At 67.1% G+C, this 22,686-nt stretch carries 23 protein-coding genes and 1 riboswitch; of the genes, 8 read left to right on the top strand and 15 right to left on the bottom strand.

Annotation, left to right across the window (positions count from 1 at the left end):
• Positions 1-94 precede the first annotated feature (94 nt).
• Both AC1D0A_RS12625 and AC1D0A_RS12630 read left to right on the top strand, forming a co-directional pair.
• Positions 95-412, top strand: a complete 318-nt coding sequence (locus AC1D0A_RS12625; RefSeq protein ID WP_243180619.1) for a hypothetical protein — start codon at positions 95-97, stop codon at positions 410-412.
• 344 nt (positions 413-756) lie between these two features.
• Entirely contained in the window at positions 757-2,679 is a 1,923-nt protein-coding gene (locus tag AC1D0A_RS12630; RefSeq protein ID WP_243180620.1) for a DEAD/DEAH box helicase, read from the top strand.
• 142 nt (positions 2,680-2,821) lie between these two features.
• On the opposite strand, the gene AC1D0A_RS12635 is transcribed toward AC1D0A_RS12630, so the two are convergent.
• From AC1D0A_RS12635 to AC1D0A_RS12660, 6 genes are all read right to left on the bottom strand, one after another.
• Positions 2,822-3,472 carry an MBL fold metallo-hydrolase gene (locus tag AC1D0A_RS12635; RefSeq protein ID WP_018774115.1) on the bottom strand — a complete coding sequence of 217 codons (651 nt, stop codon included), beginning with the start codon at positions 3,470-3,472 and terminating at the stop codon, positions 2,822-2,824.
• A gap of 21 nt (positions 3,473-3,493) precedes the next feature.
• Positions 3,494-4,504, bottom strand: coding sequence for an aldo/keto reductase (locus AC1D0A_RS12640; protein ID WP_476945958.1), 1,011 nt, complete (start codon positions 4,502-4,504; stop codon positions 3,494-3,496).
• A gap of 177 nt (positions 4,505-4,681) precedes the next feature.
• Entirely contained in the window at positions 4,682-5,056 is a 375-nt protein-coding gene (locus tag AC1D0A_RS12645; RefSeq protein WP_476945959.1) for a DMT family transporter, read from the bottom strand.
• A gap of 20 nt (positions 5,057-5,076) precedes the next feature.
• A complete protein-coding gene (locus AC1D0A_RS12650; RefSeq protein ID WP_028275448.1) occupies positions 5,077-5,400 on the bottom strand; it encodes a DMT family transporter in 324 nt (107 codons plus the stop codon).
• A gap of 9 nt (positions 5,401-5,409) precedes the next feature.
• Positions 5,410-5,474, bottom strand: a riboswitch (guanidine-III (ykkC-III) riboswitch).
• 23 nt (positions 5,475-5,497) lie between these two features.
• Positions 5,498-6,259 (bottom strand): cache domain-containing protein, encoded by a 762-nt coding sequence (locus AC1D0A_RS12655; protein ID WP_243180624.1) that lies wholly within the window; start codon positions 6,257-6,259, stop codon positions 5,498-5,500.
• 80 nt (positions 6,260-6,339) lie between these two features.
• A complete protein-coding gene (locus AC1D0A_RS12660) occupies positions 6,340-7,080 on the bottom strand; it encodes a FadR/GntR family transcriptional regulator (RefSeq protein ID WP_243180625.1) in 741 nt (246 codons plus the stop codon).
• 237 nt (positions 7,081-7,317) lie between these two features.
• On the opposite strand from AC1D0A_RS12660, the gene AC1D0A_RS12665 reads away from it, so the two are divergent.
• The 4 genes from AC1D0A_RS12665 (at position 7,318) to AC1D0A_RS12680 (ending at position 11,494) form a co-directional block, all read left to right on the top strand.
• Positions 7,318-8,394, top strand: a complete 1,077-nt coding sequence (locus tag AC1D0A_RS12665) for an ABC transporter ATP-binding protein (protein ID WP_476945960.1) — start codon at positions 7,318-7,320, stop codon at positions 8,392-8,394.
• 88 nt (positions 8,395-8,482) lie between these two features.
• Complete coding sequence (locus AC1D0A_RS12670) at positions 8,483-9,670, top strand: ABC transporter substrate-binding protein (protein ID WP_043434485.1); 1,188 nt, start codon at positions 8,483-8,485, stop codon at positions 9,668-9,670.
• 68 nt (positions 9,671-9,738) lie between these two features.
• The gene (locus AC1D0A_RS12675; RefSeq protein WP_459385745.1) at positions 9,739-10,668 is read left to right on the top strand and encodes an ABC transporter permease; all 930 of its coding nucleotides are present in this window, start codon (positions 9,739-9,741) and stop codon (positions 10,666-10,668) included.
• Positions 10,669-10,681: 13 nt separating this feature from the next.
• Positions 10,682-11,494 carry an ABC transporter permease gene (locus tag AC1D0A_RS12680; protein WP_476945961.1) on the top strand — a complete coding sequence of 271 codons (813 nt, stop codon included), beginning with the start codon at positions 10,682-10,684 and terminating at the stop codon, positions 11,492-11,494.
• 10 nt (positions 11,495-11,504) lie between these two features.
• Here AC1D0A_RS12680 and AC1D0A_RS12685 read toward each other — a convergent pair whose 3' ends face one another.
• Positions 11,505-12,170 carry a HutD/Ves family protein gene (locus tag AC1D0A_RS12685; RefSeq protein WP_243180629.1) on the bottom strand — a complete coding sequence of 222 codons (666 nt, stop codon included), beginning with the start codon at positions 12,168-12,170 and terminating at the stop codon, positions 11,505-11,507.
• Positions 12,171-12,336: 166 nt separating this feature from the next.
• Between AC1D0A_RS12685 and AC1D0A_RS12690 the strand changes: the two genes are divergently transcribed.
• Entirely contained in the window at positions 12,337-12,939 is a 603-nt protein-coding gene (locus AC1D0A_RS12690) for a phosphoribosylanthranilate isomerase (RefSeq protein ID WP_243180630.1), read from the top strand.
• A 32-nt stretch (positions 12,940-12,971) separates the two neighbouring features.
• Here the strand turns inward: AC1D0A_RS12690 and AC1D0A_RS12695 are convergent, their stop codons facing one another.
• The 8 genes from AC1D0A_RS12695 to AC1D0A_RS12730 all read right to left on the bottom strand — a co-directional run bounded on the left by AC1D0A_RS12695 (position 12,972) and on the right by AC1D0A_RS12730 (position 21,357).
• A complete protein-coding gene (locus AC1D0A_RS12695; protein WP_243180631.1) occupies positions 12,972-13,676 on the bottom strand; it encodes a hypothetical protein in 705 nt (234 codons plus the stop codon).
• Between the two features lie 98 nt (positions 13,677-13,774).
• Positions 13,775-13,954: a hypothetical protein gene (locus AC1D0A_RS12700; RefSeq protein ID WP_026538140.1), complete on the bottom strand. Its 180-nt coding sequence runs from the start codon at positions 13,952-13,954 to the stop codon at positions 13,775-13,777.
• On the bottom strand, positions 13,951-14,328 hold the full coding sequence (locus AC1D0A_RS12705) for a hypothetical protein (RefSeq protein ID WP_243180632.1): 378 nt from the start codon (positions 14,326-14,328) through the stop codon (positions 13,951-13,953). The genes AC1D0A_RS12700 and AC1D0A_RS12705 overlap by 4 nt, the downstream gene beginning before the upstream one ends.
• Positions 14,318-16,201: a hypothetical protein gene (locus tag AC1D0A_RS12710; RefSeq protein WP_243180633.1), complete on the bottom strand. Its 1,884-nt coding sequence runs from the start codon at positions 16,199-16,201 to the stop codon at positions 14,318-14,320. Before AC1D0A_RS12710 ends, AC1D0A_RS12705 begins: the two co-directional genes overlap by 11 nt.
• Positions 16,202-16,209: 8 nt before the next feature.
• Complete coding sequence (locus AC1D0A_RS12715; protein WP_476945962.1) at positions 16,210-18,303, bottom strand: glycosyltransferase; 2,094 nt, start codon at positions 18,301-18,303, stop codon at positions 16,210-16,212.
• An 11-nt stretch (positions 18,304-18,314) separates the two neighbouring features.
• Complete coding sequence (locus AC1D0A_RS12720) at positions 18,315-19,415, bottom strand: hypothetical protein (RefSeq protein WP_243180635.1); 1,101 nt, start codon at positions 19,413-19,415, stop codon at positions 18,315-18,317.
• A 90-nt stretch (positions 19,416-19,505) separates the two neighbouring features.
• Positions 19,506-20,504 (bottom strand): glycosyltransferase family 2 protein, encoded by a 999-nt coding sequence (locus AC1D0A_RS12725; protein WP_243180636.1) that lies wholly within the window; start codon positions 20,502-20,504, stop codon positions 19,506-19,508.
• A gap of 1 nt (position 20,505) precedes the next feature.
• On the bottom strand, positions 20,506-21,357 hold the full coding sequence (locus AC1D0A_RS12730) for a glycosyltransferase family 2 protein (RefSeq protein WP_243180637.1): 852 nt from the start codon (positions 21,355-21,357) through the stop codon (positions 20,506-20,508).
• Positions 21,358-21,592: 235 nt separating this feature from the next.
• Between AC1D0A_RS12730 and AC1D0A_RS12735 the strand changes: the two genes are divergently transcribed.
• On the top strand, positions 21,593-22,666 hold the full coding sequence (locus tag AC1D0A_RS12735; RefSeq protein WP_476945963.1) for a glycoside hydrolase family 16 protein: 1,074 nt from the start codon (positions 21,593-21,595) through the stop codon (positions 22,664-22,666).
• Positions 22,667-22,686: the final 20 nt, after the last annotated feature.

Genomic DNA, 22,686 nt, shown 5'->3' on the forward strand with positions numbered 1-22,686 from the left:
CGGACACGTGGAAATCACGCTCCGGAAACCATTCTGAAACTTGCGTCATGAATGCTGGGCACAAGACATTGAACGCTGGGGAAGGGCAATGACCATGGACGTTGACGAAGCACGGCAGATCCGCAGCTCGGCCGAGTTGAACGTGGGGGACGAGATCGAGGCGTGGCACAACGGGAAGCTCTTCCACCGGGGCCCGGTGACCCAGACCGTCACAGGCGTGGACCTGTTCTGGATCCTGGATGCCCGGACGGGGACCCGCCGCCTCATCGACGCCGAGGCGCTCGTGATCCTGCGGCCGGCTGGCCCGGGACCGGCCAAAACGCCGTCACGGGCGGCCGTCAACACATCCGCTCATGCACCGGCCCAGTCGTCCCACATGCCGCTGTTCCAAGCCCCCAGCATGGCGGGCTAGGGGCCGGGCCGGCCGTCACGGATACGGGGCCCGGGCATCCTGGGTGGTAGACTACTAAAACTTGATGTGCAGTGATGCCCACTTTTGATTTGGTTGACCGGCTTCGGTCCATCAGCCGGATCCCTGCCGGATTCCTTCGGGAATCCGCACGCAGGCAGTGGGATTTTTTCATGTGAGAGGCACATCCTGCGTCGATGAACGCGTTCCATTTGGTCCCGGCGGCCGCTTGCTGAAGTTTGGCAGCAGCCCGGTTGATCACCTGACTTTTCTTCGGCGAACCCTTGAGCCAACCGGCATCGGGGGCCGATATCCGCACGGATACCGCCTGAAAGACTTTGAAACACATGACTACATTTGCTGCCCTCGGCACGCCCAAAGCACTTGCCGACACCCTGACCGCACAGGGGATCGTGGAGCCCTTCCCGATCCAGGTCAAGACCCTTCCCGACACCCTGTCCGGACGCGACGTCCTGGGCCGCGGCCGCACCGGCTCCGGCAAGACCATCGCATTCGCCATCCCGCTGGTGGCACGACTCGCAGAGCGCGAAGCCAAGCACTTCCGCAAGCCCGGCCGCCCGATGGGCCTGGTCCTGGCGCCCACCCGCGAGCTGGCCACGCAGATCAACGCGACCATCGAGCCGATGGCCAAGGCCATGGGCCTGACCACCACCGTGATCTACGGCGGCATCTCCCAGGCCCGCCAGGAAAAGGCCCTGCGCGCCGGCGTCGACATCGTCATCGCCTGCCCGGGCCGCCTGGAGGACCTGATCCGCCAGCGCATCCTGACCCTCGAAGCAGTCGAGATCACCGTCCTGGACGAGGCCGACCACATGGCCGACCTTGGCTTCCTCCCGGTGGTCAAGAAGCTCATGGACATGACCCCCACCCAGGGCCAGCGCCTGCTGTTCTCCGCCACCCTGGACAACGGCGTGGACAAGATCGTCCAGCGCTACCTGTCCAACCCGCTGACCCACTCCGTGGACGACCCGCAGGCCGCGGTGACCACCATGGAACACCACGTGCTGGTGGTCAACGACCAGACCGTCAAGAAGCAGCTGATCGTCGAGCTCGCCTCCGGCGCCGGCCGCCGCGTACTCTTCATGCGCACCAAGCACCACGCCCGCAAGCTGGCCAAGACCCTGACCGACGCCGGCATCCCCGCCGTCGATCTGCACGGCAACCTCTCGCAGAACGCCCGTGACCGCAACCTGGCCGAGTTCTCCTCCGGCGATGTCCGCGTCCTGGTGGCCACCGACGTCGCGGCCCGCGGCGTCCACGTCGACGACGTCGAACTGGTCATCCACGTGGATCCGCCCACGGAGCACAAGGCGTACCTGCACCGCTCAGGCCGTACGGCCCGCGCCGGTTCCGACGGAACCGTGGTCACGCTGACCCTGCCCGAGCAGCAGTCCGACGTCAAGAAGCTGATGAAGGCTGCCGGCGTCGAGGTCAACTTCGAGCGCGTCACCGCCAACTCCCCGCTGGTTGCTGAACTGGTCGGCGAAATGGCCGACAAGATCGATCCGCGCACCCGCGCCGCGCTGCTGGCCGCCAAGGCCGCACAGCACGGCGGCGGTAGCTCCACCGGTGCCAACGCCGAGCGCAAGCGCGCCCGCCGCACCACGCAGGCTGCACCCACTGCGGGTGGCCGTGGTGGCCGTGGCGGACGCGGACGCGTCGGAGCCGAGGCTCCCCGCACCGATCTGCCGCGCGCCGAGCGCCGCGCTGTAGCCTATGAAGGCCAGGCTGCTGCCCGCAACGCTGCTGAGCGCGTTGCGGAGAAGAACGAGGACCGCGCGGAGGCCGAGCGCGCCGAGCGCCGGAATGCGCGTGGCCGCGGCCGCACCACCGCCTACGCGCACCACAACGATGTTCCGGCAGCCGGCGGTCGTGCCGCGGCCGGCCGTGGTTCGGACGGACGCGCCGCCGAGGGACGCAGCGACGCCCGGGGCGCTTCGGCTCCCCGCAGCGGAGCACCCCGCACAGGTGGCGCTCCCCGCTCCGGTGGCGCACCCCGCATCGGCGCTTCGACCGGCGGCCAGCGCAGCGGACGCCCGGCAACCGGCCAGCGTGCAGCTGCCGGCGCCAAGTCCGCTGGCAGCAAATCCGGTGGCAGCGCTGCTGTCTGGTCCTCCAACACCGGTGGCACCTCGGGCGGATCCTACGCCGGCGGCGGCAATGGCCGTTCCGGTGAAGGACGGCCGGCCCGCGGCTCCGGCCCCCGCCGCGCGTCGGCTCCGGCCTCGAACGAACGCCGCAGCCGCTAATCCCCAACCGCTCCCTAACCTCGCAAGCTCGGTCAGGGAACCCGGCGGTCGTGGCCCCAGCTAACCACCATCGAGTGCTCCGTAACTGCCGTTTAAAGGGTTCATAACGGCAGTTCTGGAGCACTCGATGAGGTTTCAGGCCCTACCAGCCGCGGGCGCGCCACTCTTCCAGGTGCGGCCGTTCCGCGCCGAGGGTGGTGGGCTGGCCGTGTCCCGGGTGCACCACGGTGTCATCCGGATATACATCGAACAGCCGCTCGCTCACATCGGTGATCAGCTGGGCAAAGCGCGCCGGATCCTTCTGTGTGTTGCCTACCCCGCCGGGGAACAGCGAGTCGCCGGAAAAGATGTGGGCCGGGCCCTCGGGGTCCTGGTACACGAGGGCGATCGAACCCGGTGTGTGGCCGCGCAGATGTACAGCCGTCACGTCGAAGCCGTCGAAGTTGCCGACGTCCCCGTGATCCAGCAGTACATCCACCGGCACCGGCAGCTCCGGGGCATCCTCTGTCCCGGCCGCCGTTTTCACACCGGTGGCTTCCACCAGGCCCGGCAGCGCCCGGACATGGTCCCAGTGCTGGTGGGTGGTGGCAACCAGCGCCAGCTTCGGCGTCGCGGAAGTATCCGCGGCGGCGTCCGCGAGCAGCCCCTGGATGGCGGCCAGATCATCGGCCGCATCGATCAGGAGCTGCGCGCCGGAGGCCTTGGCCGTGAGCAGGTAAACATTGTTGTCCATCTCGCCGACCGAAATCCGGCGGATGGTGATGTCACGTAAAGAGTGAATGAGCGAGTCCATGGGCTTCAGTCTACGGACCCGCTATTCACGGCCTTGGGACACCCAGTTGGGGTCCGCGGCGCGGGAACCGACGACGGCGTCCGCGGCGGACTCGAGCGTCCTCAGTTGCGCTGAGGTGAAGTCGAGGGCCAGGGCGCCCAGGTTTTCGTCGATCCGGTCCGCCTTGCGGGTGCCGGGGATGGGGACCACGGGCAGTCCCAGCTGGCGGCCCCGCGCGAGCAGCCAGGCCAGCGCCACCTGGGCAGGAGTTGCAGCCTGCCCGGCAACGCTCAGTTCCGCAGCGACTGCCTGCACGGCCGCCACCACGCCCTGGTTGGCGCTGGCAGCATCCGCGGCGAACCGCGGGATGTTGCGGCGGAAGTCGTTGCTGCCCAGCGTCGAGGCGTCCACGGTGCCGGTGAGGAATCCCCGGCCCAGCGGCGAATACGGCACAAATCCCACCCCGAGTTCGGCGGCGGCGGGCACCACGTTGCGTTCCACGTCGCGGCTCCAGATGGACCATTCGCTCTGGACCGCGGCGATCGGATGGACGCGGCTGGCGTCGCGCAGCTCCTCGGCCGTCACCTCTGACAGGCCCAGATGCCGCACCTTGCCGGCCTGTACCAGCTCCGCCATGGCCTCCACGGTTTCCACTATCGGAACGCGGAGGTCAAGGCGGTGCAGGTAGTACAGGTCAATGGTGTCGGTGCCCAGCCGTTGCAGGCTGCGGTCCACGGCCTGCCGCACGTAGGCGGCGTCGCCGCGGATGTCCGTGTAGCCGGCCGACGGTGTGCCCACGAGGCCGAACTTGGTGGCCAGCTGGACTTCGCCGCGGCGTTCCTTGAGCAGCCGCGCGATCAGCTCCTCGTTGCTGCCGCCGCCGTAAATGTCCGCCGTGTCGATGAAGCTGACGCCGGCGTCCACCGCGTGATGCAGGGTCCGCAGGGCCTCGGCCGGGTCCACGTCGCCGTAGACGGGGGTCAGGGCCATGCCGCCGAACCCCAGGGGGCTGACCATAAGGCCGTCGCCGAGCCGGACTGTTGCTGCCGTCATCTTGGTCTCCATTCGCGCACTGAATAGTTCCGTAGGACTTCCGTCCCTGCCAAGAACCCCAGGATGCGCGCGGCTATTCCGGCCCCTGTTATCGGCCGGGCAGACGATTCTCCCCACCTTTGACTGTTGCGCGGCCGGCACGACGGCGCGCCGCAGGGGACACGCCGTCGTACTGCCCTAAACGTGGGGAATTTCCGCGGGGGAGTCCGGCCGGACAGCGCTTTGTGCCGGTTCCTTTGCCGGCAGGAGCTTCAGGCCCGCCGCGCAGCCGACGATCCCGGCGATGAACAGCAGCTTGAGCGGACTGGCCGGTTCGACGCCGGTGGCCATCGCCCAGCCGACCGTCAGTGCGGCGCCGATCCCCACCCAGATGGCGTAGGCGGTGCCGAGCGGAATACGCTTCACGGCCAAGCCGAGCCCCACCATGCTGAGGGTGGCCGTCACGGCGAACACAAGGGTCGGCAACGGGCGGGAGAACCCGTCGGACAGGCCCAGTGCCGTGGCCCAGACTGCCTCCAGCACAGCGGAAGCGAGCAGGATCATCCATGACATTGCAGCTGGTTTCACCATGGTCACGCCACCAGCTTCAGACCGGCGACGCTCGCGGCAATCCCGCCAAGAAGCAGGATCCGTGCCGCGGTCGGACGCTCAACTTTGGCGGCTATCGCGTAGCCGGACGTCAGGACGACGCCGACCCCCACCCACACGGCGTAGGCCGTTCCGGTTGGGATGGACTGCATGGCGACGGCGAGCCCGCCGGTGCTGGCGAGGACGGAAACGAGGAAGACGAGGGCCGGGACAAGCCGGCGGCGGCCCCTGGCCTGGGCGGTCCGGTGCAGGGCGGCGGCCCAAACGGCCTCCAGCGCCCCGGAAAGAATGAGTATTAGCCACGACATGACAGCTCCTGTGGCCAGTCTTGTCGCGTGCCGGGTACTGAACCGTCGTCCGGAGGCCTGGAAGAGGGCCTTGGCCTCCAAGTTTAGCAAATCGGCATCAGAGCCCGACGGCGTCGCTGCAGAGAGTGAACGTGCGCCCCACGGGGTACTGCGCGCACGGCTCGTTCGGCGCGGTCAGGTCGCCGGCGTCGATATCGGACGCCGCCGACACTATGGCCCGGCCGTCGGCATTGGCCAGTGTGGCCCGGCCGCCGATCCGCCGCAGCGCCGCCATGGCTCCGCGTTCCAGGCGCTGAACTGTCACGTCGATGCCCACGATTCCCGCGACCGGGCCGTCCGGGCGGGTAAACACCGGGTGCGTGAAGGTCAGGACGTACTCGTCGGTGCAGAGGAAATCCACGTAGGGCCCGGTGACGTGGGCCCGTCCTGTTTCCACGGGGATCCGGAACCATTCGGCCTTGACGTAGCGGCTGATGGAGTTGGGACTGAAGTTGGCCAGCGCGTCGACGTGCTCCAGATCCGGGCCCTGCCACCAGGCGATATAGCTGCGCTCGGGCCCGAGCAGCCCGGCGTTGGCGATGAACCCCGCTCCGGCCGCGTAGCCGCCGGGCAGCTGCACCAGTTCCTCGACCACCGGACGGATGAGCTTGTCCACGGCCGTGCCGGTGACTTTGCCGGACATGGCGGCCAGGGCGGCCCCGGTGTCAGCGGCCCATTCCGTCAGGCGGTGCTCGATGCCGGCGATGGTGGCGTCGAGTTCGGCTGCGGCCAGCTGGGCCGCCTTCCCAACATCGCCGGGTTCGGCCGGCGCTGCCATGGACGCTGTGGTGGGGCCTGCGGTGGAGGTGGTTTCGGACATCGGTGCTGCCTTAGCTCGAAGGTGCCGGACATTTGCGGTCAAAAGTTGGCCACGATCGTGGCTCCGGGATGCGGGTGCGGTCAATAGCTTTTGGCCTGTTCGGTCAGCAGCCAGTCGGTGGTGGCGGAGATGAGGGCCTTGACCCCCGTTTCGGCGGCCCCGGGATCGTGGGTCTCGATGGCGGCTGCCACGTCACCGAGGATCACGGCGGTGCGTCCGCGGTAGCCGGTGTCGGCGCAGGGCAGCAGGGTGAGGGTGCCGAGATCTGCCTGCAGCCGGATGAGCTCCCGGGCAAGCCGGGCCGAGCGGGCGATGGCCGCGACTTCCAGCAGGAACTCCGAGAGGGCCAGACGCCAGCTCAGCGGGTCATCGTCCGCTGCGGGGATGAACGAGCGCAGCGTGGCGATGTCGGCGGCGTCGGAGCGGCGGGCCGCCACGCCCGCGCAGGCCGCGGCGATCGCCTGGTAATGCAGCGCGAGGTCCCTGATCTGCAGCCGGCTCAGCTCATGCAGTTGCGCCAGGGCCCGTTCCCGGGAGGGCAGCACGTCGTCGGCGATGAAGCTTCCGCCGCTGCGGCCGCGCGCGGTCCGGATGATTCCTGAGGCACGCAGCTGGGAGAGTGCCTCCCGTGCCGTTACCGCGGACACTCCGAGGGCCGCGGCCAGCTCGGTTTCGTTCGGCAGCCGCTGGCCGCTGGTGAGCAGCCCGGTCTCCACGGCCTGTTCGATCCGGCCGCACACTTCATCGACAAGCCCGCGTGATTTGATCGGCGTGAACACCGCCGCCAGGCTCCGGGAGGCGCCCGTGGGCGACAACACCATTCGGGCCTCCCTTCCCTCCGGCGGTATCCGCCCTGCCCCGGCCGTGCATCCGTGCGGCTTCCGCGGTGTCGCCGCGCGCCGCCCGGGCTGATGACATCCTAATCCGGGCTTTGCCGGAGGGTCTATACACAAAACCTATGGAGTAATAGCATTTGGCCCAGCAGCCCAGTGTGGACTGGAGCACATTCGGCTGCGTGGTTCCTGTGGACGATCCGGCAACGGAGTAAGGCGCACCCCATGACCGAAACACTGGCCGCCGGCACCTCGACCGGAAACGAAGAGGTTCCGGCGATCCGTCTGCGTAAGCTCACCAAGGTCTTCGGGGACACCGTCGCGGTAAATGGCGTGGACCTGGACATCCGCCACGGGGAATTCTTCTCCATGCTTGGCCCGTCAGGCTCCGGCAAGACGACGGTCCTGCGCCTGATCGCCGGCTTCGAGCTGCCGACGTCCGGAACTATCGAACTCGAGGGCAAGGACGTCACGGCCATGGCGCCCTTCCAGCGGGACGTCAACACCGTATTTCAGGACTACGCGCTGTTCCCGCACATGTCCCTGGTGGACAACGTCGCCTATGGGCTGCGGGTGCGCGGCATGCACGGGAACCGGCGGCGGGAGCGGGCCAGGGAAGCCTTGGACCGCGTCCAGCTCGGGAAGTTCCTCGGCCGCAAACCCGCCCAGCTCTCCGGCGGCCAGCGGCAGCGCGTTGCCCTGGCCCGGGCGCTGGTGGTCGAGCCCAAGGTCCTCCTCCTGGACGAGCCGCTCGGTGCCCTGGACCTCAAGCTCCGGCAGCAGATGCAGGTCGAACTCAAGGAATTGCAGCGCTCGCTGGGTATCACCTTCATCTTCGTCACCCACGACCAGGAGGAGGCCCTGACCATGAGCGACAGGATCGGTGTGTTCAACAACGGCGGCATCGAACAGATCGGCACCGCGCACGAAATTTACGAGCGCCCGGGCGGCACCTTCGTGGCCAACTTCGTCGGCACCTCCAACATTTTCGACGCCGGCCAGGCCCAGGCCATCTATGGCCGGCCGGAGCCGCTGTGCATCCGTCCCGAGCGGCTGCGCGTCGCCTGGACCGGCGAACCGGAGCACCGTTCCGGCACCACCTCCCGGCCCGGGACAGTGACGTCGTTCGTATACGTCGGGCACGCCACCCAGGTGCGGGTGCAGCTCGACGGCGGACCTGCCGTCGTCGCGCTCGTTCCGGAAAAGCTGCCCGGCAGCGACACCGATCTGGTGAACGGGCCCGTCACAGTCAGCTGGGACGACGACGCCGTCGTTTGGCTTCCGGTCCCCGGCACTACCTGACGCCGGGCCATGCCGGGCGGGGTTGCCGTCCGTGCCGCGGCGCAGCGTTCCAGTCCAGAGTTTTTCTCCACAGCGAAAGGTACGGATCATGGCACCAGGAACTAAGGCCTCCCTCGTAGTCGGGGTGGTTGCAGCCGCAGCCCTCGCGCTGTCGGCCTGCGGAACCAGCGGTGGATCGGGTTCTGCACAGTCGGCGCAGCCGGTCAAGACCGAGATCGGCACCGGTGAAGGCCAGGTGTCCATCCTCGGATGGCCCGGCTACGTCGAGGATGGCAGCAACGACCCGGCCGTCGACTGGGTGCATCCGTTCGAACAGGAAACCCAGTGCAAGGTCAGCTTCAAGCCGTTCGGCACCTCGGACGAGGCCGTGACGCTCATGCGCACGGGGCAGTACGACGTTATCTCGGCCTCCGGGGATGCATCGCTGCGCCTGATCGCCGGCCAGGACGTGCAACCGGTCAACATGAGCCTGCTGAAGAACTACCCGGACATCTACCCGTTCCTGAAGGACAAAGCCTGGAACACCGTCAACGGCGTCAACTACGGAATGCCCCACGGCTGGGGCGCCAACCTGCTGATGTACTCCACGGACAAGGTCACCCCGGCGCCCGCCTCCTGGAGCGCGGTGTTTGACGACGCCGCCAAGAACACCGGCAAGGTCACGGCCTACGACTCGCCCATCTACATCGCCGATGCCGCCATGTACCTCATGGCCCATAAGCCGGACCTCGGCATCAAGAACCCCTATGCCCTCGACAAGGACCAGCTGACCGCGGCCGTTGACCTGCTCAAGCAGCAGCGCACGCACATCGGCGAGTACTGGAGCGACGTCGTCAAGGAGGTCCAGGCCTTTACGTCCGGGAGCACCGTGGTCGGCACCACCTGGCAGGTGGGGGCCAACATCGCGACGGCAGACGGCGCCAAGGTCGCAACCCTCGTCCCGGACGAGGGCGCCACCGGCTGGTCGGACACTTGGATGATCGGCTCCAAGACCAAGAACCCGAACTGCGCCTACAAGTGGCTCGACTACATCGCCAGCCCCAAGGCGAACGCCCAGGTGGCGGAGTACTTTGGCGAATCGCCGGCCAACGCGAAAGCCTGCGAGCTGACCAAGGATCCCAACCACTGCCAGACGTACCACTCAGGTGATGCGGCCTACGCCGACAAGATCTGGTTCTGGACCACACCGGTGGCCGAGTGCCTCGATGGCCGCAAGGACGTCAAGTGCACCGACTATTCGGAATGGACCAAGGCCTGGACGGAAATCAAGGGCTGATTCCGGCTCTGCCGCACCAAACCCGCAACAACGAGCCGGCCCCGGGGGCCGGCAGAGATTAAGGCGAGATGGCACTTCATACGCAACAGCTGCCGCCCGGGGCGCCCGGCGATGCCGGGGCCGTGCCGCGGGCGAAAACCAACGCCTTCTCGGCGTTGCTGCACCGCTCGCCCCGGCTGAGGCTGGCGGCCCTGCTCACCGCCCCGGCGGGCTGGCTGGTGCTGGTGTACATCGCCGCTTTGGCGGCACTGCTTATCACCGCGTTCTGGACCGTGGACACCTTCACCGGGGAGGTGTCCACGGTCTGGACCACGGAAAACATCGTCACGGTCCTGACCGATCCGGTGTATCAGCGGATCACCCTGCGGACATTGTGGATCGCCGTGGCGGTCACCGTGATTGACATGATCCTGGCACTGCCCATCGCGTTCTTCATCGCCAAGGTCGCTCCCGCCCGCTGGGAGAAACTGCTCGTGGTGGCCGTGCTGATGCCGCTGTGGGCAAGCTACCTGGTCAAGGCCTACGCCTGGCGGAATGTTCTGTCCGAGGGTGGGCTGCTGGAGTGGCTGGGGGCCCCGATCGGACTGTCCTCGCCGGGTTACGGCGAAACCGCCGTCATCCTAACCCTGTCCTACATCTGGCTGCCGTACATGATCCTGCCGATCTACGCGGGCTTTGACCGGGTGCCCGACTCCCTGCTGGAGGCCTCCGGGGACCTGGGCGCGAAGCCGCTCACCACCATGCGCCTGGTCATGCTTCCGCTGCTGGTCCCCTCCATCATCGCGGGCACGATCTTCACGTTCTCCCTGTCCCTGGGCGACTACATCACTGCGCAGATCGTCGGCGGGACCACCCAGATGCTGGGCACCGTGATTTACGCCAACGTCGGAGCGGCCAACAACCTGCCGTTCGCCGCCGCGGTATCGCTGGTGCCGATCGCCATCATCATGTTCTACCTTTTCGTCGTCCGCCGCACCGGCGCCCTGAACAGCCTGTAGTGCGAGGAGCATCATGAGACTTTCCCGTAGCGCCAAGGTGGTCCTGGGCATTATCACGGCGCTGGTGTTTTTGTTCATCTACACACCGCTGCTGCTGGTGGTGGTGAACTCGTTTAACGCGGACCGGACTTTCGGCTGGCCGCCCAAGGGCTTCACACTGGAATGGTGGGGCAAGGCCTTTGACTCGCCCGGCGTCAGGGACGCCGTCGTGTCCTCCCTGTGGGTGGCGGTCGTATCGACCATCATTTCGCTGGTGCTGGGGACGCTGCTGGCGATCTCATTGCAGCGCTACGAGTTCTTCGGCCGCGACGTCATCAACCTCCTGGTCATCCTGCCCATCGCGTTGCCAGGGGTTGTCACGGGCATCGCGCTGAACAACATGTTCACCACGATCCTGGGCGTCCCGCTGAGCCTGTGGACGGTGGTGATCGCCCACGCCACGTTCTGCATGGTGACGGTGTTCAATAACGCCATTGCACGGCTCCGCCGCACCAGCGCCGGCCTCGAGGAAGCCTCTGCCGACCTCGGCGCCGGTGTTTTCACCACGTTCGGCCTGGTGACTTTCCCCCAGCTCCGCTCCGCGCTTCTGGCCGGCGGCCTGCTGGCCTTCGCGCTGAGCTTCGACGAGATCATCGTTACCACGTTCACGATCGGGGCCGGCGAGACCACGCTGCCGATCTGGATCCTGCAGAACCTCTTCCGTCCGAACCAGGCGCCCGTGGTCAATGTCGTGGCGGTCGTGCTGATCGTGGTCTCGATCGTCCCGATCTGGCTCGCGCAGCGGTTGTCCGGGGACTCGGTGCGTGTCAGCGGCGCCCGGGTGTAGGCGGACAGGGCTATACGGTGCCGGGTTCCGCAGGGTCGATCGAGATGACAGCCAGGAATCCGCGGCCCAGGATTTCCGGCGTCGCGGTATCGGCGCCGACGACGGCGTCGTAACGGTTCAGCTCGACGCGCTCCGGCTCGGGGGCGGCGACGGCGGCCGGCCCGGTGGGAAGGCTGCCGGCAGTCCCGGGGCTGGCCGTCCCCTGCCCCTGCAGGAGGATGCCGAGTTGGCCCGCGAACACCGGATGGGCGCGCTTCTTGGACAGCTCGATGATGGAGGTGTAGCCCTTGAAGGCGCCGTTGCGGGTGATGACGTTCAGATCCCGGATGTCGCCGGTGGGCAGCGCCCCCGCCGAGTCCGCGTCGCCGGAGAACCGGAACGGCCGGTACTTCTCCAGCGGATGCTCGGCCCCGTCCACGCTCAGCAGCAGCAAGTCGCCGTCAACCACCGTCAGTACACGGTCCATTCCGGCGTAGGCGGAGAAGGGGCCCGCTTTGGAGACTTCGGCAATGCTGACGCGCCAGTCCCAGGCGTTGTCCTGCCCTGTATCTTGCGGAGCGGTCTGCGGGCCGGTCTGCATGGACGGGGTCCGTGGATGGCGCGCCACTTCGCGCGTCACCCCGCCGCCGTTGCGCCAGGGGTGGGCTTTGAGCTCGGCATAGCGGATGATCTCCATGGCCTCAGCCTATCGGCCCGTTTCCGGGGACGGCGCTCGCGCCGACGCCGCCGGCACGCCGCCGGCACGCCGGCGGGGACTGCGCACGCCCGTGTCGACGCAAAGTCGGCGGCTAGGGCCCGGCCTTGCTAACGTCGGAGGCAGGAAGCGCCCAGAAGGAGCCCGAATGTTTGTCAAAGTGTGCGGCCTGAGCACCCCGGATGCGGTCCGCGTCGCGGCAGGCGCCGGCGCGGACGCCGTCGGCTTCGTCCTGACCCACAGCCCCCGGGAGGTCACGCCGGAACAGGTCAGGAACCTCCTCGCCCACGTCCCGGACGGGGTGCCCGCGGTGGGGGTGTTCCGGCACGAACCGGCCGCCGACGCCGTCGCCGTCGCCCGTGAGGCGGGCCTGGTCTGGGTCCAGCTCCACGGGGACCGCTCACCCGCCGACGTCCGGACAGTGCACGACGCCGGGATGAAACTGATCAGGGCCGTCACCATGGCCGCCGCGCCTGAGGACTTCAGCGACTGGGGCGAGGAGCTGCTCCTGATCGACGCCGCCGTGCCAGGCTCAGGCGAGGCCTGGGACTACGGATCGGTCCGGGCGAAGGCCCTGACCGGACGCAAGTGGCTGCTCGCCGGCGGTCTCGATCCCGCCAACGTGGCCCGGGCAGCGGCGGAGGCCGGGGCGTGGGGTGTCGATGTGTCCTCCGGCGTCGAATCGGCGCGCGGCATCAAGGACTTGGCCAAGATCGGGGATTTCGTGCGGGCGGCCAAGGCGCCTGAATGAGGCTGGGCCGCCCGCGGACCATCTGAGGGGGGCTAGGAGCGTTTGATGATCACGTCATCGATGTATTCGTCGCCCTTTTGCCGGTTGTGCTCGGCCCCGAGCTGAACTTTGCTCAGGCTGCTTCCGAGCATTTGGACGCTCGAGCTGCTGTAGCGCTGCACGCCGTCGAACCATACCTGGATCGTTGACGAATTGCCGTTGGCGGTCACCCGCATGGACACATGGTGCCAGGCGCTCAGAGAGATGCTGCTGGAGATCAGCTTCGTGTAGACAAAGCTGCCACTCGGTGACGTGACCCGGAGCCACAACTGCCCGTTGCTGTTGTAGCGGTAGATGTCCGCGACACGGGTGGAACCGGAGAAGAAACGGAAGTACGGGACGTCATTGCCGGAAACGCCGGCAACAGTGATATTGAACCAGCCGTCTGCGTACGAGGTCTTGGTCCCCGAGGAAAACGAAGGGGAGGAGAGGTTTGCGAGCGAGCCGGAGTCCGTGGTCACGTGCAGCTTAACCGCATGTGTCCCGGTGTGGGGCCGCGAAGTGGACATCGTTGCGGTGCCGGTGCCGGACACCTTGGGGACGAGGCCGCAAAAGCCGCCCGCTTCAAAACTGGTGGCGAGCACGACGGTGCCCGGATAGGAGTTTGTCGGTGCCGGGCTGCAGGTTGCGGCGGTGGCAGCCTGGGCGGAACCGAAGACAAGGGAACCGGCTACGAGCATTCCGAGCGTCCCAACCATGCTGAGTGTTCTAAGTTTTCTCATTGAAAATACTTTCCGTGATTGGTTCGACTTGTTGGTGTCCGCCCGGCGCCGCGGCACCGGGCGGACGGTTTCTGTCATGCCAGCTGCGCCAAATGCACCAATTGCATGACCACCGCGACGCCGACTATGGCCAGCAGGGCTGCCGTGGTGATCACCACGGCGCGCGGGAGTGCCTTGTCCGGCTGCAACACGCGAAGCACATCGCAGCTCACGAGGGCCGTCATGGTGGCCAGCCCCGTCAGGAAGATGATCATTTCGCACGCACCAGGGCACGCTTTGGCCGCTTGAGCTCAATGCCCAGGAATACGAGGGTCAGGGCCGACAGGAGGCATACGGCCGCCGGCGGTGACCAGAGACGTGCGTAGATCATCGCCGTCGCCACGAGGGTGGACATCGCGAGGCTGAAGGCGATTGCGATGGCGATGCTGAGGGGAAGCGCGCCAGTGGCCTGGGCTGAGCGCGGGGGGTCGAAGCGGAGGAGCAACACCAGCGCCGTTCCAGGCCCGGCCAGCATCAGCAGGCCAATCACCGCCAGGCGCAGGCCCTCGGGGCCGACAAACGAGAGCGGTATGGCTGCTACGGCGACGGCTGCCGTCGCATAGCTCACGTAGCTGCGTTCAGTTGCCATTGCTAACTCCTTCGATGTGAAAAATCACGCCGCCTGCGTTTTCAAAAACCTTTGTCCAGCCCGGACTCGTGGCGCATGTGGCGGTAAAACGTTGAAGGTCGCCGGTGGGAGTCGAACCACGAAGTTCGGCTGCCTCCTGCTGGCTTTCGGTAACGATGAGGTACGCGCCCGCTTTGTGGGCGATCTGGTTGGCCGCGTCACAGCTGAGCGGCGCGGCGTTGGGAATGGGCTCGGCAGCAACGAGCGCCCGGTAGTCGTAGTCCGCGTAGTGCTGGTATCTCCACGGGGTGTTGCGAACTGCCTCAATGAGGACGGAACCGGTGGGCGCAGTCGCATAGAGGTGGTTCACTAAGGCGATTTCGTCGTCGTTGAAGCTTTCCATGCCGTCATTTCCGTAACGGGAGACGACAGTGGCTGTAGCGAGTACCGCGCCCATCAGCAGCAGCGCTAGGGCCCGGCGCAGGCTCAGCCCCGCGGCACTGTCTGACATCAGTGGCAGCACAACCAGGCAGACGGCGAACGGAAGGCTGAAGAGGTACAGGCGCAGAAGCAGTTCACCGCCATAGGGCTGGAGGGGAATCAGGACCAGCGGCGCCAGCGCCGCGGCCGCGGCCGCCAGCCACGGTGCCTTCCGCCGGTAGCCCACTATGGCGCCGGCAACGGCGAGCACCCAGACGACCGCAACCTCGGCCATGCGCGTGTAGACCACGAACATGTGGGCGTCGCTGCCTGAGACCCTGTTGCTCAGCGCGCCGAGGCTGTTCGCACCGATGTCACCGAGCGAGCCGAGCAGCTGGCCGAAATGCCCCTCCACGAATGTGGAAGCCGCAAAGAGCAGCCAGCCGACGGGCAGGACCACGGCCAGGACCGGCAGGAAGCGCAGCCGGAGACGTCCGGTCAGCAGGAGCGCGGCCAGGATGGGGATCGCGGCGAAGGGGCTGAGCTGGTGTGAAGCAGTCATGGCAAGCAGGATCAGCGCGCAGACCACCACGAGAATCGCCGTGTCCGCCCGGTGCGGTTCCGCGGCGCCATACCGCGGGACCGAGCTGTCCAGTTTGCCGACACTGCGGGCAAGCCACCGGGAGAAGCGGGTGCGCTCCGTGGGCCAGGCCCAACCGCCGAAGACGCTGAGCAGGCAGGCAATCAGTGTGAGCAGGAGGAGGAACGAATAGGCCTGTGGTGACAGGTAGTCCTGCCCAATCCAGCTGGCCACGTAGAAGATCCAGACAGCCGCCCAGGCCTGGCGCGGATTTGCCGTCAACCGCCGGGCCAGGGCCAGCAGCGGTGCGAGCAGGAGGATGTTGATGCCCACCGGCGCCCACGTTGCGATCCCGAAAAGATCCTTGGCGCCCGTCGCCCCGGAGAGCATTCCCAGCACGTTGAAGAATCCTGGCCAGTTGAAGTAGGCGTCCAGGGTCGGATCCAGCTGGCCCGATTGGCTAATGGTGTCGGCAATGCCCAGATGCCGGTAGCTGGCCTCGAGGCGGGGCAGGCCATGAATGATGGGGTCAGCACCGTCGAGGAGAACCACTGTGACCAGGAGCTGCCAGGTCAGAAGCGCCGGAACCAGACGGCGGAGGCTCAGCGAGGCGACAAATCCGGCGAGGCTGAGCGCGAGCGCAACGAAATAGGCCGGGGGGAGGGCATCAATCAGCCCGGCCCCGCCGATCTGAAAGGGATTGACCTGGTTCATGCTCCACACGCCGAGGGCGAGCGCGGCCGCGGCTGCCGCGGCCAGGGCACCGATGTGCCACGACGGCGTGAGTCCGAGGTTGCGGTGGGTGGGCGGCTTAGCACCGCCGACGTGCGCATGCGCCTCATGCCGGTGGGCGGTGCCCACCGGGAGGCTTGTTGCCGTTTCGTGTGTCATCATTTCTCGATTCAGGTCGGCTGGTGGCGCGCCGCTGAAGGAATCTCGCCTGCGGTGGAGGCGGGCTTCATCCGGGTCAGGGTGATCAGGCGCCAAGTGGCCATCAGGCAAGCAGCCGCTTGGGCAACGGCCCAAAGGACTGAGACCCCGGTGAGGCCATATTGTTGCGCCACGGCCGCGGCGGGTGCCACGACCAGGATGGCGGCCAGAGTGGCGACTATCGTGGATTCGAAAAGCCGCCCTTGGGCCCGGCACAGACCGTAGTAGACCTGGGTCACGCAACTCAGGAGGAGTGCCGGGACGAGTACAGGAATGAGGACCCACGCGGACGCGTAATCCGGCCCGAGGAAGCCCAGAAGCAGGGGGCCGGCCAGCAGCAGTATCAGCCCGGCCACGAGAGTCAGCATAAAGCTGGCCCGTAACGCGGAGGCGAGGAGGCCCGGCCGCGCCCGTGAACCCGCGAGGGCCGTTTGCAGGGTAAACCCGGCGGACTGCGGCACGAAGAACACTGCCGAGGCCATCATCCAGACCACATACCAGGCGGCAGTCGACGCCGGGCCCAGGGTAGCTGCAACGATGAGCGGGAGCAGGTAGCCGGGCGCGCGGTCGGCGAGCGTGAGGGCGTGGTTGGGAAGCCCTGGCTTCAGGAGATTGAGGGCCGGCCGAGGCCGGAAGCCGTGCTTCCAGTCGGGGGACACGTGGGCCCGGGCGAGCTGGCGCAGCCCTACGAGGACACTGGCCAGGGCGCCGGCGGCAACGGCGCCCACAATCACCGCCAGGTCACGGAGCCCGGCGGCCAGCGCGACGGCCAGGAAGAGGAGCTGGACGAGGGACTGTGCGAGGCTTCTGACCAGCGTGCGGTCGGCCCGTTCCTGGGCTACGCCCACGTGGTCGAGCTGGTAGGCGCTGGCGGCGAGCAGCGCCGTGGCCAGGAAAAGAACCGTGACCAAGGGGTCGGCCCAGGCCTCGCCCACGCCTGTGCCGAGCCAGGAGGTGACGGCAACCAGCAGGCCCGCGCCCAGCAGCGAGCACGTCGCCACGGTAAGCAGGCCGGTGGCGATGAGGCGCCGGCCGCCGTCAGTTTCCGCGGGCAGCAGCGTCAGCGTGGCAGGCCCGACGCCGAGCATCCCCAGCTGCACGGTCAGGAGCGCGGCTGCGACCACCGCGGACCCCAGACCTATTTGCTCCGGCGGGAGCACGAGGGCCGCGAGAGCCCAGAACAGGAAGCCCGTCACCATGGGGGCAATCCTCGCGGCGGCCAGCCAGGCAGCGTTCCCGCCGACCGAGATCGGTTTGTGGGCCGGCCGCAGGAGCTCGCCGGCCATGGCGCGGTAGTTGTAGAGCAGGAAGCCCATCCAGTACGGCAGGAAGCGGGGTGCCCGGAACAGGGACATGCCGACCCCCCGAACGGTGGCCAGCAGGGGCAGCATCACGAGCCAGCCGGCGCGGCCCGTGTGCTTGCGGACAGTCCGGGCCATCCCGGCCCCGTCCTGGAGCCATTGGTCGCGGGCGTAGTCGAACGTGTCGTCGAACCGGTGCCTGACCACCACGGAGTCGGAGACGCCGAGCTTGAACCCGGCCTGCTCCAGCCGGATTCTCAGCTCCACATCCTCCCCGGAGCGGAAGTCGTCGTCGAACCCGACGTCGAGCAGCACGTCACGGCGCATCAGCGTGGCGCTGACGCCAAACCACTTGCGCACCCGGCTGTGGTTGTGGTGCCAGGCCAGCGCAGCCCCCCAATAGCCGGGGCCGTCGGCTTCGCTGGCCAGCCCGAATTGCAGGCCGTCGTAGCCGCCGGCCTCGAATTCGGTGAGCAGCCGGGACAGGCTCTTCGGCGGCAGGACGACGTCGGCGTCGATCAGGGCGACAACGTCGCCGGTGGCATTGCGGGCGCCGAGCATCCGTGCGGCAGGCAGGCCACGTCCTTCGTCGGAGATGACAGTCGCCCCGCAGTCGCGGGCGATTTCGACAGTGTCATCCGTCGAGCAGCCATCGACCACGATCATCTCGTACGGGTGTTGGCTGCGGATCGACTCCAGGCACTCGCCCAGCCAGGCTGCGGCATTGCGCGCCGGAACAACAACCGACACCTTCAGATCGCTCACGTGGCCTCGCCTCACTCATCCAGTTTTGAACGAACCAGATTCGCGATGAAGTCAGAGGCCTGGTCCGCTGACCAAGCGGCCGGCAGCCGGAGCAGCCAGCAGGGAACGTCCTCCAGGGCCCGGCGCACCACGGCCGCCTTCTGGCCAAAATGCTCCTCCAGGGGGACGAGGCTGGTGGCGCCGAGGGCCTCGACGAGGCGCCGCGAGACCATGGGCAGTTCCGAATGGAAGTTGCCGACGACCCGGGACGTCATCCACTCGGCGCTGCGTGCTTCCAGCCGCGCGTCCGCGCCGTCGAATCGCTCGAGGAAGATGGCCAGCTGTGCCGGCGCCGCGGACGAGATCCGCTGCGCCCCAAAAACATGCTCCGGCTGCACCATGCGGTGTTCGGGGGACCAGCGCCGGGTGAACGCGGCTGTTTTCGGATAGCGGACAATGACCGGATGGACCGCCGTGGCCAGATGGGCGACAGGGGTCGTCATCCATCCGGGGGCCAGGGGCTTGCGGGTTCCCCGGAACATGTCCGGGTAGATGGCGCGGTGGTGGGGTTTGATGAACATCGGTTTGGCGTAGCCCATGAGCATTCCGCCGGCGCCCATGAAGGCCCAGTCGTCGGCCATGAACCGCACATCGGGCATGGCCACCAGCTTCGCCACCGTACTGGTCTTTCCAACACCTCCCCAGGCCGGCAGGAGAACCCCGGAGCCGCGGAAGTCCACCACGGCGGCATGGATCATGGCGGTCTCCTCCTGGACACACAGCCGGTCCAGCAGCGGAATCACAGAGGTCAGGAGCTCACCGGCGCCTTCGATCCGGTACCCGTCCTTTGTTTCGATGATCTGGACGCGGTCCGCCGGAATATAGAGGGACTCCCCGGTGAACCGGTAGGCATCCTCCGCGTGCGACTGGCTGGAAACCGGCGATATCTTGGCGCCGATGGTGATCCGCCGCGGCGCGGTGGAATTCCCCAGGAACGGGGCGAGCATGTCCCGCAGTTGCGGTTCCCCTGGCGTGCCCGCCTCCACGTCGATGCCCACGATCCCGTGGACATCGAAGGAGGCTCCGGCAGAGGCGCCTATGGGCTGTTTCACGTCGCGCTCAGGTTGGCTCATGATCCAAGCTTTCTGGGGTCGGGTTCCTGCGGTCAGGTGGTTCCGGGTGCGTCTGCACCGGGCGGTCTAAGGGGAAGGGCGCAGCGCGGTTCATTTGACTTCCCGCCACGGCTCTTCCGGCGTCACAACAGCCGCTTTGGCCGGCGACGGCGCCGCAGGCAGCCGGCGGCCGCGCACATAGCCGGTCGCAGTGGCCGCGAGCACGGCGATGATGGCCGCGGCCCGGCCGAGCCCGGCGCGGTCCCCGCCGCCGAGCCAGCCGCGGACTCCGGCGAACACTGCACGAGGCAGGACCTGCCGGACATAGCGCCGCTCGGGACCAAGTGCCCGTTTGTGGCCGACCACCCTGCTGACCTGTGCCTTGGAAATCCCCTCGCCCCAGGACCGGGCCAGCATGTAGCGCACGGTGCCGCGCTCGGCCGGAACGTGGTGGTGCACCAGGGCCGCGGGCTCATAGACCACCCGGGATCCGGGAGCTCCGATCACCGCGCGGATGCACAGTTCGGTCTCTTCGCAGCCCAGCGGGACGGCGTCCTGGCGGCCCAAGGTTGTGTTGAAACCGCCGACCCGTTCCAGGACGCCGGCGCGGAAGGACATGTTCGCGCCAATGACGTTGCGGACCTCGGCGGCGACTTTGGGCATTCCCCGGTACGTGCAGCCGACAATCCAGTCGAGCTCGTTGGCGAAGTAGCCCGGCCGTCCGGCTTCCCAGAGCGGTTCCACCCGGCCGCCGACCGCCAGAACGTCGGGATCGTCGTACATCGCCGCGAGCCGTTCGAGCCAGTCCGGCTCGGCTTCGGCATCGTCATCGAGGAAGGCCACGATCTCGGCCTTGGCGATTCCTGCTCCGGTGTTGCGGGCGCCGGAGAGACCCTTGGGTCCGGCGTTCTCGACAATTACGGCATCCGGGACGGTAAAGATCAGGCGCTTGTACAAGTCCACGTTGTAGTCCACGACGACGATCGTCTGCTTGGGTGGGAAGGTCTGGGTGCGGACGGAGTCCAGGGCGCCGATCAGCCGGTCCCACCGGTCCTCCGAGTAGGAGCAAATGACCACGGATACTTCCGGAAGGCTGGAGTTCTCGGACATCCTATTCGCCTGCCCGTACGCCCAGGACGCTGCTGGGATCGGTGGGAACGTGCGGGAAGACCTCGTTGGGGTACTTGTACTTGACCCGGCGCAGGGCTTCGGGGCGGGCGCCGGCGGTCGGGGCTTCCCAGCTCACGCGCTCACGGGCCAGGGTGCGGAGGACCCGCCAGCCGTCCCGGAAGGTATGCAGGTTTGACTGCCCCGAGATGCGGGACAGTTCGTGGCTGGGCACCTCGGCGATGCGCAGGCCCGCCCTTGAGGCCCGCACAATCAGTTCAGTTTCGATCTCGAACCCGTCCGACTCCAGCTCCAGAATGTCAACGCATTCGCGGCGCAGGGCGATGTAGCCGTAGCAAAGGTCCGAGTAGTCGCTGTGGAGGACAGTGTTGGCGAGCCGGGTGAGCATCTTGTTTCCGCCGCTGCGCAGCCATGTGAGATCGTCTGAGCCGCCGCCCGTCACATAGCGGGAGCCTTTGACGAAGTCGTATTCGTGCTGGAGCGGAGTCACCAGCCAGCCGATCTCCTGGGGATCCATACTGCCGTCGCCGTCGAGCATGACGATGATGTCGCCGGAGGCTGCGGCGAATCCGGCCCGCACGGCGTTGCCTTTGCCAGGGCGGGGCTCTGCCACCACCACGACGTCCAGGCGCAAGGCCCGGGCCACCTCCACTGTGCCGTCCAGGGAACGGCCGTCAACAATTACCACCTCATCCACATAGGAAGGCATACGCCGCAGCACCCACGGCAGGTTCATTGCCTCGTTCAAAGTGGGGATCACCACGCTGACCGAGGGATTTGCCGGCGGGGGCGTCGTTTGGGGGCGCACGTTCGGCTTGAGATTCGGGATGGACACTGGCCTCACCACTCAATGACGTATTCTGCTCGTCGCAACTACAGCGCTTTCCGACTCCTCCGACCGGAAAATAGACCCAATGCTTACGCTGTTCGGTCGTCGACAACTTAGTGATATACCCCAGGGTTAAAGTTTGGTTTCGCCACCTTGCATTAACCTTGGATTAACTGGAACCTTCAACCAAATTTGAGGCAAAACTGTTGATGGGCGGTTGCCTCCATGCGACACTGGCCGGATGCGGACACCCGTTCATTGGGGGCGCGTGCCGGCAGGTCGCCGGCGTCTCCTGACCTTCATGACCATGGCGGTTCCCGCCATGGTCATGGTTCTGGCCCTGGCGGCGTGCGGCACGGATGCAGCTCCACAGGGCGAGCGGCCGCTGTTCACGTCCATTTCGGCGTCGCCGGCGGCTCCGCCGACCGACGCCGGAACAGGAGCCCAGCCCGGGCTCCAATCAGTGGCGCCGACTGAGCCGCCGGCAGGTGGCACCGCCACTGCCGCCCCTGCGACTGGGAGCGCGCCGGCGTCACGGCCTGCCCGGACATCGGCACCGCCTCCGGACCGGACCACTGACACGGCCATGTCGGGGGATCTGCCCGGATGGAGGAACGTCTTTGTGGAGGACTTCTCCGGCGGTGACGTCCCCCTTGGCTCCTTTCCCGGGCCGCTGTACCGGGACCGGTGGAGTGCGGGATACAAAGACGGAACACCGGATACGGACGGACAGGTCAGCGGCGGAAAATCGGGCTACTACCCCTCGAAAGTCCTGAGCGTCAAAAACGGCGTTCTGGACTGGTTCATGCATTCGGAAAACGGTGTCTTCATGGGCGCCGCGCCCACGCCCAAATTTCCGAATGCCAGCAAAAATCCCCCGAGGGCCAACAGCATGCTGTACGGCCGCTACTCAGTCCGGTACAGGGGGGATGCCATGCCTGGCTTCAAGACGGCGTGGCTCCTGTGGCCGGATAGTGGCATCTGGCCGCGGGACGGGGAGATAGATTTTCCCGAAGGCGACCTCGGAGCAATCCTGACGGCAGCTGCCCATTTCATGTCCTTGGATCCAAAGCGTTTTGAACAGTTCTTTTCCAATAAAGTTTCCACGGACTGGCATGTGGCCACGACAGAGTGGACCCCCGGACGCGTTGAGTTCTTCATTGACGGACGATCCATCGGCGCGAGCACGACGGACGTGCCCTCGACGCCCATGCATTTCATCCTGCAGACCGAATCCTGCCTGCCTCTGTGTCCGGCTCCGGAAACCCAGGGCCACGTCTACCTGGACTGGGTCAGCATCTGGGTGCCGGCCTGAGCCGTCTTGGGCGCGTCCGG

The sequence above is a fragment of the Arthrobacter sp. P1_D4 genome (assembly GCF_056406115.1).

Bases quoted from the DNA above. Each gene is read 5' to 3' on its own strand.
- AC1D0A_RS12625 (WP_243180619.1), top strand. From the start codon at position 95: ATGGACGTTGACGAAGCACGGCAGATCCGCAGCTCGGCCGAGTTGAAC.
- AC1D0A_RS12630 (WP_243180620.1), top strand. From the start codon at position 757: ATGACTACATTTGCTGCCCTCGGCACGCCCAAAGCACTTGCCGACACC.
- AC1D0A_RS12635 (WP_018774115.1), bottom strand. From the start codon at position 3,472: ATGGACTCGCTCATTCACTCTTTACGTGACATCACCATCCGCCGGATT.
- AC1D0A_RS12640 (WP_476945958.1), bottom strand. From the start codon at position 4,504: ATGACGGCAGCAACAGTCCGGCTCGGCGACGGCCTTATGGTCAGCCCC.
- AC1D0A_RS12645 (WP_476945959.1), bottom strand. From the start codon at position 5,056: ATGTCATGGATGATCCTGCTCGCTTCCGCTGTGCTGGAGGCAGTCTGG.
- AC1D0A_RS12650 (WP_028275448.1), bottom strand. From the start codon at position 5,400: ATGTCGTGGCTAATACTCATTCTTTCCGGGGCGCTGGAGGCCGTTTGG.
- AC1D0A_RS12655 (WP_243180624.1), bottom strand. From the start codon at position 6,259: ATGTCCGAAACCACCTCCACCGCAGGCCCCACCACAGCGTCCATGGCA.
- AC1D0A_RS12660 (WP_243180625.1), bottom strand. From the start codon at position 7,080: ATGGTGTTGTCGCCCACGGGCGCCTCCCGGAGCCTGGCGGCGGTGTTC.
- AC1D0A_RS12665 (WP_476945960.1), top strand. From the start codon at position 7,318: ATGACCGAAACACTGGCCGCCGGCACCTCGACCGGAAACGAAGAGGTT.
- AC1D0A_RS12670 (WP_043434485.1), top strand. From the start codon at position 8,483: ATGGCACCAGGAACTAAGGCCTCCCTCGTAGTCGGGGTGGTTGCAGCC.
- AC1D0A_RS12675 (WP_459385745.1), top strand. From the start codon at position 9,739: ATGGCACTTCATACGCAACAGCTGCCGCCCGGGGCGCCCGGCGATGCC.
- AC1D0A_RS12680 (WP_476945961.1), top strand. From the start codon at position 10,682: ATGAGACTTTCCCGTAGCGCCAAGGTGGTCCTGGGCATTATCACGGCG.
- AC1D0A_RS12685 (WP_243180629.1), bottom strand. From the start codon at position 12,170: ATGGAGATCATCCGCTATGCCGAGCTCAAAGCCCACCCCTGGCGCAAC.
- AC1D0A_RS12690 (WP_243180630.1), top strand. From the start codon at position 12,337: ATGTTTGTCAAAGTGTGCGGCCTGAGCACCCCGGATGCGGTCCGCGTC.
- AC1D0A_RS12695 (WP_243180631.1), bottom strand. From the start codon at position 13,676: ATGGTTGGGACGCTCGGAATGCTCGTAGCCGGTTCCCTTGTCTTCGGT.
- AC1D0A_RS12700 (WP_026538140.1), bottom strand. From the start codon at position 13,954: ATGATCATCTTCCTGACGGGGCTGGCCACCATGACGGCCCTCGTGAGC.
- AC1D0A_RS12705 (WP_243180632.1), bottom strand. From the start codon at position 14,328: ATGGCAACTGAACGCAGCTACGTGAGCTATGCGACGGCAGCCGTCGCC.
- AC1D0A_RS12710 (WP_243180633.1), bottom strand. From the start codon at position 16,201: ATGATGACACACGAAACGGCAACAAGCCTCCCGGTGGGCACCGCCCAC.
- AC1D0A_RS12720 (WP_243180635.1), bottom strand. From the start codon at position 19,415: ATGAGCCAACCTGAGCGCGACGTGAAACAGCCCATAGGCGCCTCTGCC.
- AC1D0A_RS12725 (WP_243180636.1), bottom strand. From the start codon at position 20,504: ATGTCCGAGAACTCCAGCCTTCCGGAAGTATCCGTGGTCATTTGCTCC.
- AC1D0A_RS12735 (WP_476945963.1), top strand. From the start codon at position 21,593: ATGCGGACACCCGTTCATTGGGGGCGCGTGCCGGCAGGTCGCCGGCGT.